This is a genomic window from Pseudomonas sp. ANT_H4 (genome assembly GCF_008369295.1).
Taxonomy (GTDB): domain Bacteria; phylum Pseudomonadota; class Gammaproteobacteria; order Pseudomonadales; family Pseudomonadaceae; genus Aquipseudomonas.
Window position 1 is genome coordinate 206,578 of sequence record NZ_VOBG01000005.1, and the last position, 15,957, is coordinate 222,534.

Consider the following 15,957-nt stretch of genomic DNA (forward strand, 5'->3'; position numbering starts at 1 on the left):
CGTGTGATGAAAAAGTTTTTCAAGAAAGTTGGCGCATTCTTGCGCAAGACCTGGGTTTGGACGCTGCTGCTGGTGCTGTTTGTTGCGCTGTTGGTGTGGTTCGCCGGGCCGCTGCTGGCGGTTGATGACTACAAGTTCTGGGAAGGTTCGACCTCCCGCTTGCTGACCATCAGTGTGCTGTTCCTGATCTGGGGCCTGACCATGGTCTTTGTCAGTTGGCGCGCTGGCGTGCGCAAAAAAGCGGGCGAGGAAAGCGAAGACGGCCAGGATCGTATCCGCCGCGAAGAGCAGATCGACGAAGAGCAGAAAGAGTTGAAGACGCGCTTCAAAGACGCGTTGAAAACCCTGAAGACGTCGAGCCTGTATCGCGGCCGTAGCGAGCGCTGGCGCAGTGATTTGCCGTGGTACCTGCTGATTGGCCCGCAGGGCAGTGGCAAAACCAGCTTACTGGACTTCTCGGGGCTTGAGTTTCCGATCAACAAGATCGACCGAAAACTGACCCGCGACACCCTCGGCACCCGACACTGCGACTGGTACTTCGCCGATCACGGCGTGCTGATCGACACTGCTGGCCGTTACTTGACCCAGCCGGATGCCGAAGTCGATGGCAGTGCCTGGAGCACGTTGCTCGATCTGCTGCGCAAGCGTCGCCGCAATCGTCCGCTGAACGGTGTACTGGTGACCATTCCGGTGGAAACCCTGCTGAACGGCAGTGAACAGGACCTTGACGCCCTGGCCCGCCAGGTGCGTGCGCGCCTGCAAGACGTGCATCAGAAATTGCACGTTGATGTGCCGATTTACCTTGTATTAAGTAAGGCGGATCGCCTGCTCGGTTTCGATGAGTTCTTCGACCAATTGACTCGTGAAGAAAGCGATCAGGTGCTCGGTACCAGTTTCCGCAAGGATCAGAGCGGCACTGATGTGACCGTGCTGCGCACTGAGTTCGGAGCGTTGCTGCATCGCCTCAACAGCCAGGTGATCACGCGCATACACCAGGAGCGTGACACCCAGCGCCGTGGCCGCATCCTCGACTTCCCGCATCAACTGGGGCAAATCGGCGAGCGTCTGTGCCTGTTCGTCGATATGGCGTTCACCGGCAACCGCTACCAGCGTGTCAGCCAGTTGCGCGGTTTTTACCTGACCAGCGCCCCACATCTGACTGAGGAAATGGACGCAACCACCGCCAGCATCGGTGCCAACCTGGGCATGAACGTCGGCGTGCTGCCGACGCTGCGCAGTGGCCGTTCGCGCTTCATCCACCATTTACTCAGCCGGGTAATTTTCCCCGAGGCCGATCTTGCAGGCCTGGACAAACGCGAACGCAGCCGCATCCATTGGGGCCAGCGTGCGCTGTACGTGGGCGCACTGGCCGCACTGGCGCTATTTGGTATGCTCTGGGCGGGCGGTTTCTCCGCGAACTACGAGCGCCTGGAAAACCTGCGTAACCTGGCACAAACCTGGAACCAACAGAACTCGCCCCTCACCACCCGTGATGACACCATGGCGGTGCTCAAGACCCTCGACACCCGTTACGCGGCTACTCAGGTGTTCCCAAAAAAAGGTGACGTGGGTTACCACGAGCGTGGCGGTCTGTATCAAGGTGAAGACGTTAATCCGGTGGTTAAGACTGCCTATGAACGTGAGCTTGAAGGACAGCTATTGCCACGGGTCGCGACCCTGCTAGAAGGGCAGATTCGCGCCAACATGAAGGACCGCGAACGCCTGCTCAATAGCTTGCGTGCGTACCTGATGCTGAATATGAAGGATCGCCGCGACGCGCCTTGGCTCAAGGACTGGGTCGCTGCCGAATGGTCCCAGCGATACACCGGCAACACCGCGGTGCAAAACGGCTTGAACAGCCACTTCGAACGCTTGCTGAAACAGCCGTTTATCTATTCACTTAATGATCAGTTGGTGGTTCAGGCACGTCAGGTTTTGCGCAGTGAGTCCCTGGCCAACGTGGTGTATCGGATGCTGCGCGAGCAGGCCCGTAACCTGCCGGAATACCGTTTGAGCCAACACCTCGGTCCACAGGGAGCGCTGTTTGTTGGCACCGATTACGTGATCCCGGGGTTCTACACTCAACAAGGCTATCAGCAGTATTTTTCGGTGCAGGGCTCGATGCTGGTCACCGATATCCTAAGTGACAACTGGGTACTGGGTGAAGGCTCGGGTATCAGCGGTATGGATTTACGTCGCCTGATGGTCGAACTCGAGCAGCTGTATTTTCGCGACTACGCCAACTACTGGGGTGAAGCGGTGGGCCGGATCGCGCTGCCGGCCATCAACGATTTTAGTGACGGCGCCGAGCAATTGGCGGGCCTGACATCTGCCAATTCGCCGATTCTGCAACTGCTGGTGCAAGTACGTGAAAACACCCGTTTCCCAGTGGTCGCTGACACGGCAGATGAAGCCGCCGATGCGGCAGGCAAACTGGCAGACAAGGGCGGTAAACTCGGAAAATTAGCGGTCACTGCGGCCGGCAAGGCGGCTGACGCCCTGGTGAAAAAATTGCCGGACACCGCGAAGAAATCCCTGCAAAGTCGCTTTGAGTCGCTGCACAGCTTGCTGGATGACAACAACGGCCCAACCGCTGACCTGACCCCGGCCCTTACCGCCCTCAACGACCTGCAAATGCAGATGGCTAGCCTGGCCCGTGCCAGTTCTCCGGAGCAAGCCGCGTTCGAAATGGCCAAGACCCGCATGGGTGGTCAGCGTGATGCGCTGAGCAACCTGCGCAATGCGTCGGGCCGTCTGCCGCGCCCGGTGAGTGTGTGGTTCAACGTATTGGCTGAAGATACCTGGCGTCTGGTACTCAGCGATTCCTATCGATATCTGAATCAGCGCTATCAGAGTGAGCTGTACAGCTTCTACGGCAAGGCGATCAGCAAGCGCTATCCGTTCAGCGCCCACAGCGCCAGTGACGTGGCAATCAGCGACTTTCGCGAGTTCTTCAAGGCCCAGGGGATTGCCGACCGCTTCTTCGACAGCTACCTGCGTCCGTTTGTCAGCGGTGATCCGGGTAACTACCGCATGCGCAGCGTCGATGGTCACAGTCTGCCGATTTCCAAGGTCTACCTTGATCAGATGGCCGCCGCGCTCGTGATCCGCCAGAGCTTCTTCGCCGACAACCCGACCGAGCCTCAGGTGCAGTTCAAACTGGAGCCTTACACCCTCGACTCGACTGTCAGCCGTTCCGAGTTCAAGTTTGGTGACAAGACCATTGAGTACCGCCATGGACCGATCGTGCCTGTGTCGTTCAAGTGGCCGGCCGACGCTGAAGACGGTCGTACCAGCCTGGTGCTCGACAAAATTGTCGGCCGCCCGCTGGGTATCGAGAAGAACACCGGCCCTTGGTCGTTGTTCCGTCTGTTTGATTTGATGCAGACCGAATACCTGACCGGCCGTGACGTGCTGGTGCTCAAGGCTGACGTAGGAGGCCTACGCGCCAACTACTTACTGACCAGCCAGCGCACGCCAAACCCGTTCGATATGGGCGTGCTGCGCAACTTCCGCATGCCGGTGCAGCTTTGATACTGGTGGCCAGTCCCTGGCGTAGCGCTGCGCGCACCCATGCCGGCAAGGTTCGGGCGCGCAACGAAGATGCTTTCCTGGACGCTCCACAGCAGGGGCTGTGGGTGGTCGCAGACGGTATGGGCGGTCATCAGGGGGGCGATATCGCCAGCCAGTTGATCGTCGCCAGCCTGGCGGAATTGCCGGTACAGGATGATTTCGACGAACGACTCAAAGGCATCCGCCAGTGCCTGCACTGGCTCAACCGTCGTTTGGGTCAGGAGTTGACCGTCACCACCGGGCGCCACGACAGCATCATGGGCAGCACTGTGGTGGCGTTGCTGGTGGAAGGCAATCGCGCGGCCTGCATCTGGGCCGGCGATAGCCGCTGCTATCTGTGGCGTGGCCAGCGTTTGTATCAGCTGTCCAAAGATCATTCACTGCAACAACAACTGATCGACGCACAACAAATGAGCGTCGAGCAGGCCAAGGCCCATCCTGCCGCATATGCCTTGACCCGCGCGGTCGGGGCAGCCGAGCAATTGACCCTGGATGTGCTGGAGCTTGAGGTCTATCCCGGCGATGCATTTTTGCTCTGCAGCGATGGTTTGTATCAAGGGCTCAGTAGCGATGCACTCGGCAACGCCTTGAGCCTGACCGCGCCGCAGGTTGCACTGAAGCGTTTGTTTGACGGTGCACTGCGTGGCTCGGCCCGGGACAACCTGACAGCTGTGGTCATCCGCCAATGACTGAACTTATGCGCCCGATTGACGACCTGCTGGTGAGCGAAGAACAGGACCGCAACCTGACCTACTTTGCGTTCGCCAAGTCGCACAAGGCAGAGGTTGCGCTGATGCCCGCCAAGGCCAGCATCGGTGAAATGCCTGACGTACTGGCAGGCCGCTACCGCATCGAGAGACTGCTCGGTGCCGGTGGTATGGGCGCGGTTTACCGTGCACGGGACTTGCTGAGCGAACAGTTCGGTGATCCCGACCCTTACGTCGCGCTGAAAGTTCTCAGCGAAGAATTTGCCGAGTCGCCGGACGCCAGCGCGTTGCTGTACAACGAGTTCGCCCTGACCCGACGGCTGCGTCACGACAACGTTCTGCGTTTTCACACCTTTGAAGTGGACACCCATTGCCTGCGCGCCTTTATTACCATGGAGCTCATGCGTGGGTTGACCCTGGACAACTTACTCTGCGGGCGGCCCCAGGGTCTGCCATGGGAAGAGTTGCGCGACATCACGCTGCCGTTGCTCGATGCACTGGCCTACGCCCATGCACGCGGCGTGCTGCATGGTGATATGAAACCCAGCAACGTTATGCTCAGCGAAGAAGGCGTGCGCCTGTTTGACTTCGGCCTTGGCCAAGCGGAGGAAGGCATCCTGCCCGGTCTGCCGCACCTGAGCCGCGAACGTTTCAACGGTTGGACTCCCGGCTACGCCGCTCCGGAGTTACTGGAAGGCCAGCCACTGTCCGCCAGCGCCGACATCTACAGCGTGGCTTGTGTGATCTACGAGCTGGCGGGAGGCAAACCCCCGTTCCGCCGCTTGCCCTCGATCCAGGACCGCGACGAGCATCTGGAGCGCGAGCTGCTAGCACCTGAGAACTTGCCAAAACATTGCTGGTCAGCCTTGCGTACAGCGTTGGCTTTCGACGTGGCGGGTCGAACGATCACTGCCAAACAATTGCGTGACGCTTTCACCGTCACTCCGTCTTGGCTGCAACGCTTGATGCATTGGCGTAACGGATGACTACCGAACAGGGAGCAAACAATGTTCAACAGTTCTAACTAAATGCACTTCAGCCTGTCCCTAGACGACTATGCGATGCATTACTTATCTATCGAACTTCACAGTGATCTAACCCAATGGATTACCTGGTTACGCAGTCGCCGAGTCAAAGAGATGAGTGGTTTTGTGCGTGACGTCGGGCAATTGGAGGCGGTCCCCGGTTGCCCGGCGGCGTGTGACCGTAAATGCCAGCCTTGACCCACCAGCAAGACGTGTTACATGGCGATGTGAAACCGGGCAATGTCATGGTCGGGGAGGAGGGGCTGCGACTGTTTGACTTTGGCCTCGGCCAGGCCGCCGCGCAGGTGTCGGCAGGTTTGCCTGGCTTGAGTCGCAGTCGTTTCAATGCCTGGACGCCGGCCTATGCCGCGCCGGAGTGCGAGTGCCGACCTCTACGCGGTGGCGTGCTTACTCTATGAGCTGGCGCAGGGGTTGCGGCCTTTTCAAGGCGTGTTGACTCAGTGCTCCAGCGAGCGATTGCCTGTACCCAGGCCAACTCCCCCGGTACTGTTGGCCGGCATTGCGTGCGGCGTTGGCGGTTGACCCACACCAAAGAACCATGACCGTTGCCGAGTTGCGAGAGGTCATGCGCCGCGATTTCTCCCGGATTCGTCGCTGGTTTAACAGCCATGCCAGCTGAGCCTGTCAACCAGCAAACCCGTGGAGTTGGCAGTATTCATCCCAGCTCAGGCCTGCCATCTGGGCGACTTCCCTGTGGACTTCCAGACGCTGGGCCTCGAATTCCTGGGGTGAGTGTGCGACCAGTTGCAGCGTCAGTTCCCAGGAAAACAGGCCCTGGCGTTCTGCCTCTGCTTCAAATGCCTCATGCAAGCGCTCGGCGCGGTACTGCGCCATTGTTTCCTTCTTGGCCTGGGCGGCCAGCGGATTCAAGGTGTCCAGTTCGGTGCGTAGTTCGGGTCGCGCGTCCAAAAAAATATCCAGGGCACGCTGGTGGTTTTCGCCAGGTTGGGACAAGGATCTACTCCAGGATTAACAGGTTGTTAAACCTTATTCCGAGGTTTGATGTGAGCGGCTTTTGCGTCTTTCGCGTTTGCGTGACCGGTGCGAAATCCAGTTTTGCAGGGGAGCGAGTAAAAAGAAAAACAGGTAGGCAGTCAGCACCAGAGTCAAGTCAATCCAGGTTTCGCCGATGGGCCCGTCTACCGACTCGATAACGGCCTTGATCAAAAACAGTAACGCCACCCCACACAACCATAGCACCGCAGTGAGACACAGCGGTCGTGCACGATTTGAAAGCCTGCCTTGCATGATTAATACATCTCCTTGAGGGCGCAGGGGAGGCTGGCATGCCACCTCCCGAAAATCTATGGTTGGTCGCCGACTCGATTCATTTAGACGGAGGCCTGTTGGTTTATGGGGCTGTGAAGCTCATGACCTGATCGGGTGGGATTTGGCTCCAAAAAGCCATTATATGCTCTCAATATCGGGGCTGCGCCATCAAGAAGCGCGCCATCCCTTCAAAGGCAGGCAAGGTCACGCCATCGTTGGCGGCATTGCCGGCGATGGGGTGGGAGGCGTAGCGGACAATGACCATCTCGGCCTTGGGATCGATATAAATGCTCTGGCCATGGACGCCCCGTGCCATGAAGGCGCCATTCGGGTTGTGGCTCACCCACCACATGGAGCGATAACTCCAGCCTTTCAACTGCTCATAACCTGCCTGGGCAAACGCCTGTTTGTCGCCGCCTCGCTGGATATCCGTGACCACGTCTTCAGGGACGATCTGTTGGCCATTGAAACGCCCGCCGTTACGTAGCATTTCGCCAAACCGTGCGAGGTCTCGCAGCCCGGTGTTCAGACCGCCGCCAGCGAAGGGGGTGCCGATGGAGTCGACGGTGAAGTAGGCGTCCTGTTCAGCGCCGAGGCGACTCCAGATACGTTCGCTGAGCAGTTGCGCGACATTGCGCCCGGTGGTTCGGGCGATCACCCAGCCGAGCACGTCGGTATTGATTGTCTTGTAGCCGAAGGCACGACTATGTTTGCCGCCCAATTGAACCGTCTGCAGGGACTCGTAATAGCTGCGCGGCCCGGTATAGTCCTTGGGTTTTGGCAACGGGTTGCCGGCCTGCGCATGGGCCCAGACTTGGGCGTTGGGGTCGGCATAGTCTTCGCTGTAGTCCAGGTCGGTGGTCAAGTCCAGCACCTGGCGCAGGGTGGCGCTGCCAAAGGCCGAATGGGCCAACTCGGGAATATAGTCGACGATCTTTTTCTCGGCACTGAGACTGCCATCTGCCACCAACATGGCGCCCAGGGTGCCGATCACCGATTTGGTGACCGACATGGTCGCATGTTGCCCTTCAGCCCTGAGTACCCCGAAGTAGCGTTCATAGACGATGGCCCCGCGATGCAGGACCACAATGCCGTCGGTGTAGGTGGCGTCGAGTGTCTGCCGCCAGGTCAGCGTGCGGCTGGCGCCCAGAGGCAGAACAGCCAAGGCGTCGATCTGCGGATCGAGTTGTTCCGCCAGCGTGAGGGGGGGCACCGAGACCCCGGGAGACGTTAACGGTGGGCATCAATTGGCGAAAGTTGGCGACGCTCCAACGCATCGCCGGGAAGCGAAAATAGCTGCCGTCTTCAAAACGCAGGGTACCACCGGGGACGCCAAGGGCGTGATGCTCAGCCACCGCAACATCATCGCCAACCTATTACAGGCCAAGGCGTGGGTAGGCGATCAACTGGACTAGGACCAGCAGGAAACCAATGTCACCCTGTTGCCGCTGTACCACATCTTTTCCCTGACAGTGAACTGCCTGATGTTCATGTGCCTGGGCGGGCGCAACATCTTGATTGCCAACCCACGGGACGTGAAACGGGTGCAGATGATCCTGCGCAAGGAACGCTTCAACGGCATCGCCGGGGTCAACACGCTGTTCAATGGTTTGCTGGAGAACAAGGAGTTTTGCGCCCGGGACTTCTCCGACTTGCGCATGGTGATCGCTGGCGGCATGGCGACCCACACGGCGGTTGCCAAGCGCTGGAAGGAAGTCACCGGGCTGGCGATCATCGAAGGCTACGGCCTGACGGAATGCTCGCCAGTGGTGAGCATCAGCCCCATCGACATCTCACGGATGCGCGAGATGGAATTTACCGGCAGCATCGGCGTGCCACTGCCCTCGGCCTGGGTGCGTTTTCTGCGTGAAGACGGCGAACTGGCCGACATCGGCGAGCAGGGCGAGTTGCAAGTACGCGGCCCGCAGGTGATGAAGGGCTACTGGCAACGCCCCAAGGAAACCGCCGAGGTGCTGGATGCCGAGGGTTGGTTGTCCACCGGTGATATCGGGGTGATGAATGAACAGGGCTACATTCGCCTGGTGGACCGCAAGAAGGACATGATCCTGGTCTCGGGCTTCAATGTGTACCCCAATGAAATCGAGGACGTCGTGGCCTTGCACCCAGGCGTAGGCGAAGTGGCGGCGATTGGGGTTGAAGACGCCGTGACGGGCGAGCGAGTGAAAATCATCGTGGTGCGCAAGGACCCGACCCTGACCCAGGAACAACTCCTCACCCATTGCCGGGAATACCTGACGGGGTACAAGGTGCCACGGTATGTGGAGTTTCGCACCGAGGAGTTACCCAAGACCACGGTGGGGAAGGTGTTGCGCAGGGCGCTGCGCTAAACACAACACGGCAACGACCCCGTTGATCGTTCCCATGCAGAGGGAACGATCAATCAAACTTCATCAAGACTGACCCAGCGTTCTTCCCGCGCCGCCAACCGAATCGCCGTCGCCAGCCGCTCCACTTGCCACGCTGCTTCAAAGTCAGTGCCGGCAGCGCCTTGGCCTGCCAGCGCCATAATCAACTCATGCACTTCCAGCGTCTTGAGCTCGTTGTACCCCAGCTGATGCCCCGCCGCCGGGCTGAACGCCGCATAGCCGGGCAGGGAAGGGCCGGCCAATAAACGTTGGAAACCTTCTTGGCCGATACGAAACAGCTGCAGTTCATTCAACCGTTCTTGATCAAACACCAATGTTCCTCGGGTGCCGCTGATCTCGAAACTCAAGTGGTTCTTGTAGCCGTGCTTGAGCCAGCTGCTGCTGATCGTCCCACGAGCGCCATTGGCAAAGCGCAGCAGGGCGTGGACCTGATCGTCTACCGCAATCTGGCGCAGGTCTGCGCTACCGGCACTGGCTGGACGTCGAGCATGCACGGTATGGGTGTCGGCACAGACGCTTTGTACATCGCCCACCAAGTACCGCGCCATCGCCAGCAAATGACTGCCCAGGTCCGCCAGGGCGCCACCGGCATGTTCCACTTCGCAGCGCCATGACCAGGGCGACGCCGGGTCGGCCATGAAGTCTTCGCAAAATTCGCCCTGGAAGCTGATGATCTCCCCCAACTCGCCGTTGTCGATCATCTGCCGCGCCAGGGCGATCATCGGGTTGTGCTGATAGTTGTAGCCCACCCGCGTCACCACGGCGGCCTGGTTGGCGGCACGGCGCATGGCATCGGCTTGTTCCAGGCTGACCGCCAGGGGCTTTTCGCAATACACAGTCTTGCCCGCCGCCAAGGCGGCCATGGCCATGGGGTAGTGCAGGTGATTGGGGGTGGTGATGGCGACCACGTCCACTTTTGGATCATTGATCAACTGCTGCCAGTCGCCGTGTGCCTGGGCAAATCCCCAAGCCGTGGCGCAACGCTGGGCGCGGTCGGTGTCGGCATCGGCCAGGGCTGCAAGCCTGAGGGTGACCGGCAAGTCAAATACCGCGCGAGCGTTGTTGAACGCTAATGCGTGGGCACGGCCCATAAAGCCTGTGCCGATCAGGCCGATTCCGAGTTCGCGCATAGCCGTGGTCCTTTTGGATTATTGTTTTCAGGGAGGTTATTAATGGAATAAATATTCCCAAGTATCAATGCATGGAATAAAAATTCATTTTCTGCTGCAAAAATATCCTCTGTGGCAAGGGGGGCGCATCATTGCTGCGAATGCAGCTATATTCAGCTCGCAGGCAAAAGGCCTTTAGTTAACAAAACATAACGTAGCGCCGATTGTCAGACGATTCGAAAGCCCGCTAGGATGACCCCTGCTTCCTCAAGTGGCTCTAGATTGCAGGTTTCAGGACGATGTCCTGGCCCAGGAAGCCCCGGAAGGCGATACGACCTAACAATAATAAATGGGAGAAAGGTCTATGAGTGAGCCTGTCATGGGTGAGGTTTTTTGCCGCCCGCGAGCGTCGCGAAAGGTCGCGTTGCTGGCCACAGCGCTCTCGCTGCTGGGGGTAGTCGCGTTGTCGACCGTCGCCCAGGCTGCAACCGACACCGCCGCCCCGGCGGTGTTTGCCATTGAATCGGCCAAGGCCGCCAAAGGCCTGATGATTGACGTCGTCCACGCAGGCAAGCGCCTGGTGGCGGTGGGTGATCGCGGGCACATTCTCTATTCCGACGACAAGGGTGCCACCTGGACCCAGGCCAAGGTGCCGACCCGCCAACTGCTCACCGCGGTATTTTTTGCCGATGACCAGCACGGCTGGGCAGTCGGTCATGACGCCAAGATCCTCGCCACGACTGACGCCGGTGCGACCTGGACCCAACAATTTGAAGACCTGACCCGTGAAGCACCGTTGCTGGATGTCTGGTTCAACGACGCCAATCACGGTTTTGCCGTGGGCGCCTATGGCGCGCTGATCGAGACCACCGATGGCGGCAAGGGCTGGTACGACGTCAGTGACCGCCTGGACAACGAAGACCAGTACCACCTCAACGCCATCGCGTTCGTCAAAGACGCCGGCCTGTTTATCGTCGGCGAGCAGGGCAGCATGTTCCGCTCCAGCGACGACGGGCAAACCTGGGAAAAACTTGAAGGCCCCTATGAGGGCTCGCTGTTTGGTGTGATCGGCACCGCGCAGCCGCAAACCCTGCTGGCCTACGGCTTGCGCGGCAATCTGTTTCGGTCCACGGATTTTGGCAGCACCTGGGAGCCGGTGGAGTTGCAGGCCGCCCGTGGCGCCCTGGAGTTCGGCTTGTCAGGCGCGACCCTGCTGGACGATGGCTCATTGGTGGTGGTCGGCAACGGTGGCAGCGTAGTGGTGAGCCACGACGATGGCCTGACCTTCAGCGTATTCAATCGCCCGGACCGCATTTCGTTATCGGCGGTTACGGCGGCGGGCAATGGCAACTTGATTCTGGTGGGGCAGGGCGGCGTTCGCGCGGCCACGGCAACCGGCGCTGAGCTGACCCAGCAAGCCCAGGCAAAATAATAAGAAGGCGGGGATCTACATGAGCAGTCATCACAACGACAAGGCGACGTTTCTGGAACGCCTGATTTTCAACAACCGCCCGGCAGTGATCGTCATCTGCCTGCTGGTCAGCATCTTCCTGTTCTGGCAGGCGACGCTAATCCGGCCGTCCACCAGCTTCGAAAAAATGATCCCCCTCAAACACCCCTTCATCGAGAAGATGATGGAGCACCGTAACGACCTGGCGAACCTGGGCAACACGGTACGGATCTCGGTGGAGGCCAAGGACGGCGACATCTTCTCCAAGGAGTACATGGAGACCCTGCGTCAGATCAACGACGAGGTGTTCTACATCTCCGGCGTCGACCGCTCCGGCCTCAAGTCCCTGTGGAGCCCCAGCGTACGCTGGACCGAAGTGACCGAAGAGGGTTTTGCCGGCGGCGAAGTGATCCCGCAAAGCTACAACGGCTCCCCCCAAAGCCTCGACCAGTTGCGCAATAACGTGCTCAAGTCCGGCCAAGTCGGGCGCCTGGTGTCCAACGATTTCAAGTCGAGCATCGTGGATATACCGTTGATGGAGTCCTACCCGGACCCGGCTGATCAGGGCAAGCTGCTGGCCCTGGACTACCAGAAGTTTTCCCACGAGCTTGAAGACAAGATCCGCACCAAGTTCCAGGAACAGAACCCCAACGTCCAAATCCATATCGTCGGCTTCGCCAAGAAAGTCGGCGACCTGATCGATGGCCTGATCATGGTGGTGCTGTTCTTCGGCATCGCCTTCGTCATCACCCTGGTGCTGTTGTACTGGTTCACCTGGTGTATCCGCAGCACCATCGCGGTATTGATCACCACGTTGGTGGCGGTGGTCTGGCAACTGGGGCTGATGCATGCCCTGGGTTTCGGGCTTGATCCCTACTCGATGCTGGTGCCGTTCCTGATTTTCGCCATCGGTATTTCCCACGGTGTGCAGAAGATCAACGGTATCGCCCTGCAATCAAGCGATGCCGACAACGCCCTGACCGCCGCCCGCCGTACGTTCCGCCAGTTGTTCCTGCCGGGGATGATCGCGATCCTCGCCGATGCGGTAGGCTTTATCACCTTGCTGATCATTGATATCGGGGTGATTCGCGAACTGGCCATTGGCGCGTCCGTCGGTGTGGCGGTAATCGTATTCACCAACTTGATCCTGCTGCCGGTAGCTATCTCCTACGTCGGCATCAGCAAGCGCGCCATCGAGCGCAGTAAGAAGGATGCGGTCCGCGAGCATAGTTTCTGGCGCCTGCTGTCGAAATTCGCCAGCCCCAAAGTGGCCCCAGTGTCGATCTTCCTGGCACTGATCGCTTTTGGTGGCGGCCTCTGGTACAGCCAGAACCTGAAAATCGGCGACCTCGACCAGGGCGCACCGGAGCTGCGTCCGGATTCGCGCTACAACAAGGACAACAACTTCATCATCAGCAACTACTCCACCAGCTCCGACGTGCTGGTGGTAATGGTCAAGACCAAGGCTGAGGGCTGTTCGCGCTATGAAGCCATGGCGCCCATCGACCAGTTGATGTGGAAGATGCAGAACACCGAGGGCGTGCAGTCGGCGATCTCCCTGGTGACCGTATCCAAGCAGATGATCAAGGGCATGAACGAGGGCAACCTGAAATGGGAAACCCTGTCGCGTAACCCCGACGTGCTGAACAATTCCATTGCCCGCGCCGACGGCCTGTACAACAACACGTGCTCGCTTGCGCCCGTGCTGGTGTTCCTCAACGACCACAAGGCCGAAACCCTCGACCGCGCAGTGCATGCGGTGCAGGACTTCGCCAAGGAGAACAACAAGGACGGCCTGGAATTCATCCTCGCCGCCGGTAACGCCGGGATCGAGGCGGCCACCAACGAGGTGATCAAGGAATCCGAGCTGACCATACTGATCCTGGTCTACCTGTGCGTGGCAACCATGTGCATGATCACCTTCCGCTCCTGGGCGGCGACCCTGTGCATCGTCCTGCCGCTGGTATTGACCTCGGTGCTGGGCAACGCGCTGATGGCGTTCATGGGTATCGGCGTCAAGGTTGCGACCCTGCCGGTGGTGGCCCTGGGCGTGGGGATTGGCGTGGACTACGGCATCTACATCTACAGCCGCCTGGAAAGTTTCCTGCGGGCCGGGTTGCCATTGCAGGAAGCCTATTACCAGACCCTCAAGTCCACCGGTAAAGCCGTGCTGTTTACCGGCCTGTGCCTGGCGATTGGCGTGGCAACCTGGATTTTCTCGGCCATCAAGTTCCAGGCTGACATGGGCCTGATGCTGACCTTCATGCTGCTGTGGAACATGTTCGGCGCGCTGTGGCTGTTGCCGGCGCTGGCGCGGTTCCTGATCAAGCCGGAGAAGCTGGCGGGGCAGAAGGGCAATTCGTTGTTTGCCCACTGATACATTGCCGTCACCCAAAACGCCGTGGCCTGTGCCACGGCGTTTTGCATTGCGCCATCTTAGGTCGATGCAACAATTTGACCTATCATGAGGTCTTTCCTCTTGATGATTGATGGTTATGACTGCCGACACTGCCACCTTGCTGAAAACCCTTTCCACCAGCGACATGCTGGAAATCGACGGCCTGCACGCCTTTGATTTCACATTGGATGACCAGCACTTGCTGATCGAGTGCATGGACGGTCGGGTTAACAAACGCTGGAATTTCAGCCTGGAGCAGATCAACGCCGCGACCTTTGATCAGACCTTGCAAAGCTGGACCATCACGGGTGATACAGGTGAGCACCGCCTGGTCTGCCTGAGCGCCTTCACTGGCAATAATAACGACGAGGATGAAGCGGATGATGATGCGTAAATTCTGGCCCTTGCTGATGGCCGGCAGTGTCGGCGCGATGTCGGTGCAGGCCGCGCCGGTCGACACCTTTGAGTTGCTGGTGGGCACCTACACCGCAGGCACCAGCGAAGGGATCTACCGCCTGCAGTTCGACAGCCGCACCGGCCAGCTCAACGGCAAACCGGTGCTGGCCGCCAAGGCGGCCAACCCGTCCTGGCTGACCTTGTCCAAGGACCAGAAGCGCCTGTTTGTGGTCAATGAAAACGGCCCCGGCCAGAAAGATCTGGTCGGTCGTGTCAGTAGCTACAGCATTGATCCGAAAAACCATTCGTTGACCCTGATTAATCAGGTGCAGAGCCTGGGCAACGAGCCGACCCATTCCAGCCTTGCTGCGGATGGCCGTTTTCTGTTTGTCGCCAACTATTCGGTACTGGAAGATCCGGGTGGCAGCCTCGCCATCCTGCCGGTGGACGCAGACGGCAAGCTGTCGCCACCTGTTCAACTGAGCGCGCACCCGGCCAGCCGGGTCAATCCTGAGCGCCAGGCGTCCAACCATGTGCATTCGGTGGTGTCCTCGCCGGATGGCAAGTACGTGTTTGTTCAGGACCTGGGTGCGGACAAGATTTTTGCCTACCACTACGATCCCAAGGCCAACCATGAACTGCCACTGACCCCGGCCGACCCTGCGTTTGTGCAACTGCCACCGGGCAGCGGCCCGCGTCACCTGCTGTTCTCCGCAGACGGCAAGCACGCCTGGCTGACCACCGAGATGAGCGCGCAAGTGGCCGTGTTCGACTACAAGGATGGCAAGCTGACCCAGAAGCAATTGGTCGACTTCGCTGCCGGGCAACCGGTCTCGGACAAGGCCGGTGCAGCGTTGCACACTTCAAGCGACGGCAAGTTCCTTTACGTGAGCAACCGTGGCACCGCCAACCAGATGCTGGTATTTGCCATCGACCTGGCCACTGCGCAGTTGAAGGAAATCCAGCGACGCTCGGTGGAAGGCGATCATCCCCGGGAGTTCGCCCTGGACCCCAGCGGCAAGTTCTTGCTGATCGCCAACCAGAAAAGTAATGAAATCGTGGTGGTCGAGCGTGATGCCAAGACCGGCCTATTGGGTAAAACCGTGCAGAAATTGCCGATCGACGCCCCCAGCGACATCAAGTTTCTGGTGCGACAATAAGCCACAGGCCCCGCCTCCTTCTATTAATGTCAGTGATAACAGCTACTGTTTCAAAGAGTTTCTGCGCGTAAGCCCCCGGGCGTAAGTTTGCTTCAAGGCCTTCACAGGCCACCAAGCCAACCGAACACAAGGGTTACCGACATGAACTTCAATCTATTCTCGATCATTGCCGCTTCTGCTATCTCCGCTAGCGTGGCCCTGCCTGCCAGCGCCAGTGTTGAAATCAGCGGCAAAAAATCCAGTACCAATACCTACACCCAAAAATACCTGCAACAAAGCGCCAACTTCTACGCAGCGCTGGACCACAAAATCCAGAACTGAGCGCTTTACCTGACTCCTGTAGGAGCGAGGGGGACGCCTAGTTCTTGCTCGCGAAGAACTCAAGGACGCCGCGTTGATTCAGACTGCACGCGTTATCGTTGACGACCTTCGCGAGCAAGCTCGCTCCTACAGCGCTTCAGG

Annotated in this window: 10 protein-coding genes and 3 pseudogenes; 10 read left to right on the forward strand and 3 right to left on the reverse strand. The window is 59.1% G+C overall.

What is annotated here, in order from left to right:
• The first annotated feature begins 6 nt into the window (after window positions 1-6).
• From tssM to FQ182_RS08855, 4 genes and pseudogenes are all read left to right on the forward strand, one after another.
• A complete protein-coding gene (tssM, locus tag FQ182_RS08840) occupies window positions 7-3,534 on the forward strand; it encodes a type VI secretion system membrane subunit TssM (RefSeq protein WP_178114415.1) in 3,528 nt (1,175 codons plus the stop codon).
• Window positions 3,534-4,262, forward strand: a complete 729-nt coding sequence (locus FQ182_RS08845; RefSeq protein ID WP_149412720.1) for a PP2C family serine/threonine-protein phosphatase — start codon at window positions 3,534-3,536, stop codon at window positions 4,260-4,262. Before tssM ends, FQ182_RS08845 begins: the two co-directional genes overlap by 1 nt.
• The gene (locus tag FQ182_RS08850; protein WP_178114416.1) at window positions 4,259-5,266 is read left to right on the forward strand and encodes a serine/threonine-protein kinase; all 1,008 of its coding nucleotides are present in this window, start codon (window positions 4,259-4,261) and stop codon (window positions 5,264-5,266) included. The genes FQ182_RS08845 and FQ182_RS08850 overlap by 4 nt, the downstream gene beginning before the upstream one ends.
• A gap of 230 nt (window positions 5,267-5,496) precedes the next feature.
• A pseudogene (locus FQ182_RS08855) lies at window positions 5,497-5,945 on the forward strand (serine/threonine protein kinase); the annotation flags it as partial.
• 5 nt (window positions 5,946-5,950) lie between these two features.
• Here FQ182_RS08855 and FQ182_RS08860 read toward each other — a convergent pair.
• Together FQ182_RS08860 and FQ182_RS08870 are read right to left on the reverse strand one after the other, a co-directional pair.
• The gene (locus FQ182_RS08860) at window positions 5,951-6,280 is read right to left on the reverse strand and encodes a DUF6388 family protein (RefSeq protein ID WP_149412626.1); all 330 of its coding nucleotides are present in this window, start codon (window positions 6,278-6,280) and stop codon (window positions 5,951-5,953) included.
• Window positions 6,281-6,743: 463 nt separating this feature from the next.
• Window positions 6,744-7,950, reverse strand: a pseudogene (locus FQ182_RS08870) (serine hydrolase domain-containing protein).
• Between FQ182_RS08870 and FQ182_RS08875 the strand changes: the two are divergent.
• A pseudogene (locus FQ182_RS08875) lies at window positions 7,906-8,943 on the forward strand (AMP-binding protein); the annotation flags it as partial. The pseudogenes FQ182_RS08870 and FQ182_RS08875 sit on opposite strands and share 45 nt — an antisense overlap.
• Before the next feature lie 53 nt (window positions 8,944-8,996).
• Here FQ182_RS08875 and FQ182_RS08880 read toward each other — a convergent pair.
• The gene (locus FQ182_RS08880; protein ID WP_149412624.1) at window positions 8,997-10,112 is read right to left on the reverse strand and encodes a Gfo/Idh/MocA family protein; all 1,116 of its coding nucleotides are present in this window, start codon (window positions 10,110-10,112) and stop codon (window positions 8,997-8,999) included.
• Window positions 10,113-10,470: 358 nt separating this feature from the next.
• On the opposite strand from FQ182_RS08880, the gene FQ182_RS08885 reads away from it, so the two are divergent.
• The 5 genes from FQ182_RS08885 (at window position 10,471) to FQ182_RS08905 (ending at window position 15,816) form a co-directional block, all read left to right on the forward strand.
• Entirely contained in the window at window positions 10,471-11,523 is a 1,053-nt protein-coding gene (locus FQ182_RS08885; protein WP_149412718.1) for a YCF48-related protein, read from the forward strand.
• Between the two features lie 19 nt (window positions 11,524-11,542).
• On the forward strand, window positions 11,543-13,918 hold the full coding sequence (locus FQ182_RS08890) for an RND family transporter (RefSeq protein ID WP_149412623.1): 2,376 nt from the start codon (window positions 11,543-11,545) through the stop codon (window positions 13,916-13,918).
• Window positions 13,919-14,036: 118 nt separating this feature from the next.
• Entirely contained in the window at window positions 14,037-14,333 is a 297-nt protein-coding gene (locus FQ182_RS08895) for a DUF5629 family protein (protein WP_149412622.1), read from the forward strand.
• Window positions 14,320-15,495: a lactonase family protein gene (locus FQ182_RS08900; protein WP_149412621.1), complete on the forward strand. Its 1,176-nt coding sequence runs from the start codon at window positions 14,320-14,322 to the stop codon at window positions 15,493-15,495. The genes FQ182_RS08895 and FQ182_RS08900 overlap by 14 nt, the downstream gene beginning before the upstream one ends.
• Window positions 15,496-15,636: 141 nt before the next feature.
• Window positions 15,637-15,816, forward strand: coding sequence for a hypothetical protein (locus FQ182_RS08905; protein WP_149412620.1), 180 nt, complete (start codon window positions 15,637-15,639; stop codon window positions 15,814-15,816).
• Window positions 15,817-15,957: the final 141 nt, after the last annotated feature.

Coding starts and splice junctions, on each gene's coding strand:
- tssM (WP_178114415.1), top strand. CDS start 7: ATGAAAAAGTTTTTCAAGAAAGTTGGCGCATTCTTGCGCAAGACCTGG.
- FQ182_RS08850 (WP_178114416.1), top strand. CDS start 4,259: ATGACTGAACTTATGCGCCCGATTGACGACCTGCTGGTGAGCGAAGAA.
- FQ182_RS08880 (WP_149412624.1), bottom strand. CDS start 10,112: ATGCGCGAACTCGGAATCGGCCTGATCGGCACAGGCTTTATGGGCCGT.
- FQ182_RS08885 (WP_149412718.1), top strand. CDS start 10,471: ATGGGTGAGGTTTTTTGCCGCCCGCGAGCGTCGCGAAAGGTCGCGTTG.
- FQ182_RS08890 (WP_149412623.1), top strand. CDS start 11,543: ATGAGCAGTCATCACAACGACAAGGCGACGTTTCTGGAACGCCTGATT.
- FQ182_RS08895 (WP_149412622.1), top strand. CDS start 14,037: ATGACTGCCGACACTGCCACCTTGCTGAAAACCCTTTCCACCAGCGAC.
- FQ182_RS08900 (WP_149412621.1), top strand. CDS start 14,320: ATGATGATGCGTAAATTCTGGCCCTTGCTGATGGCCGGCAGTGTCGGC.
- FQ182_RS08905 (WP_149412620.1), top strand. CDS start 15,637: ATGAACTTCAATCTATTCTCGATCATTGCCGCTTCTGCTATCTCCGCT.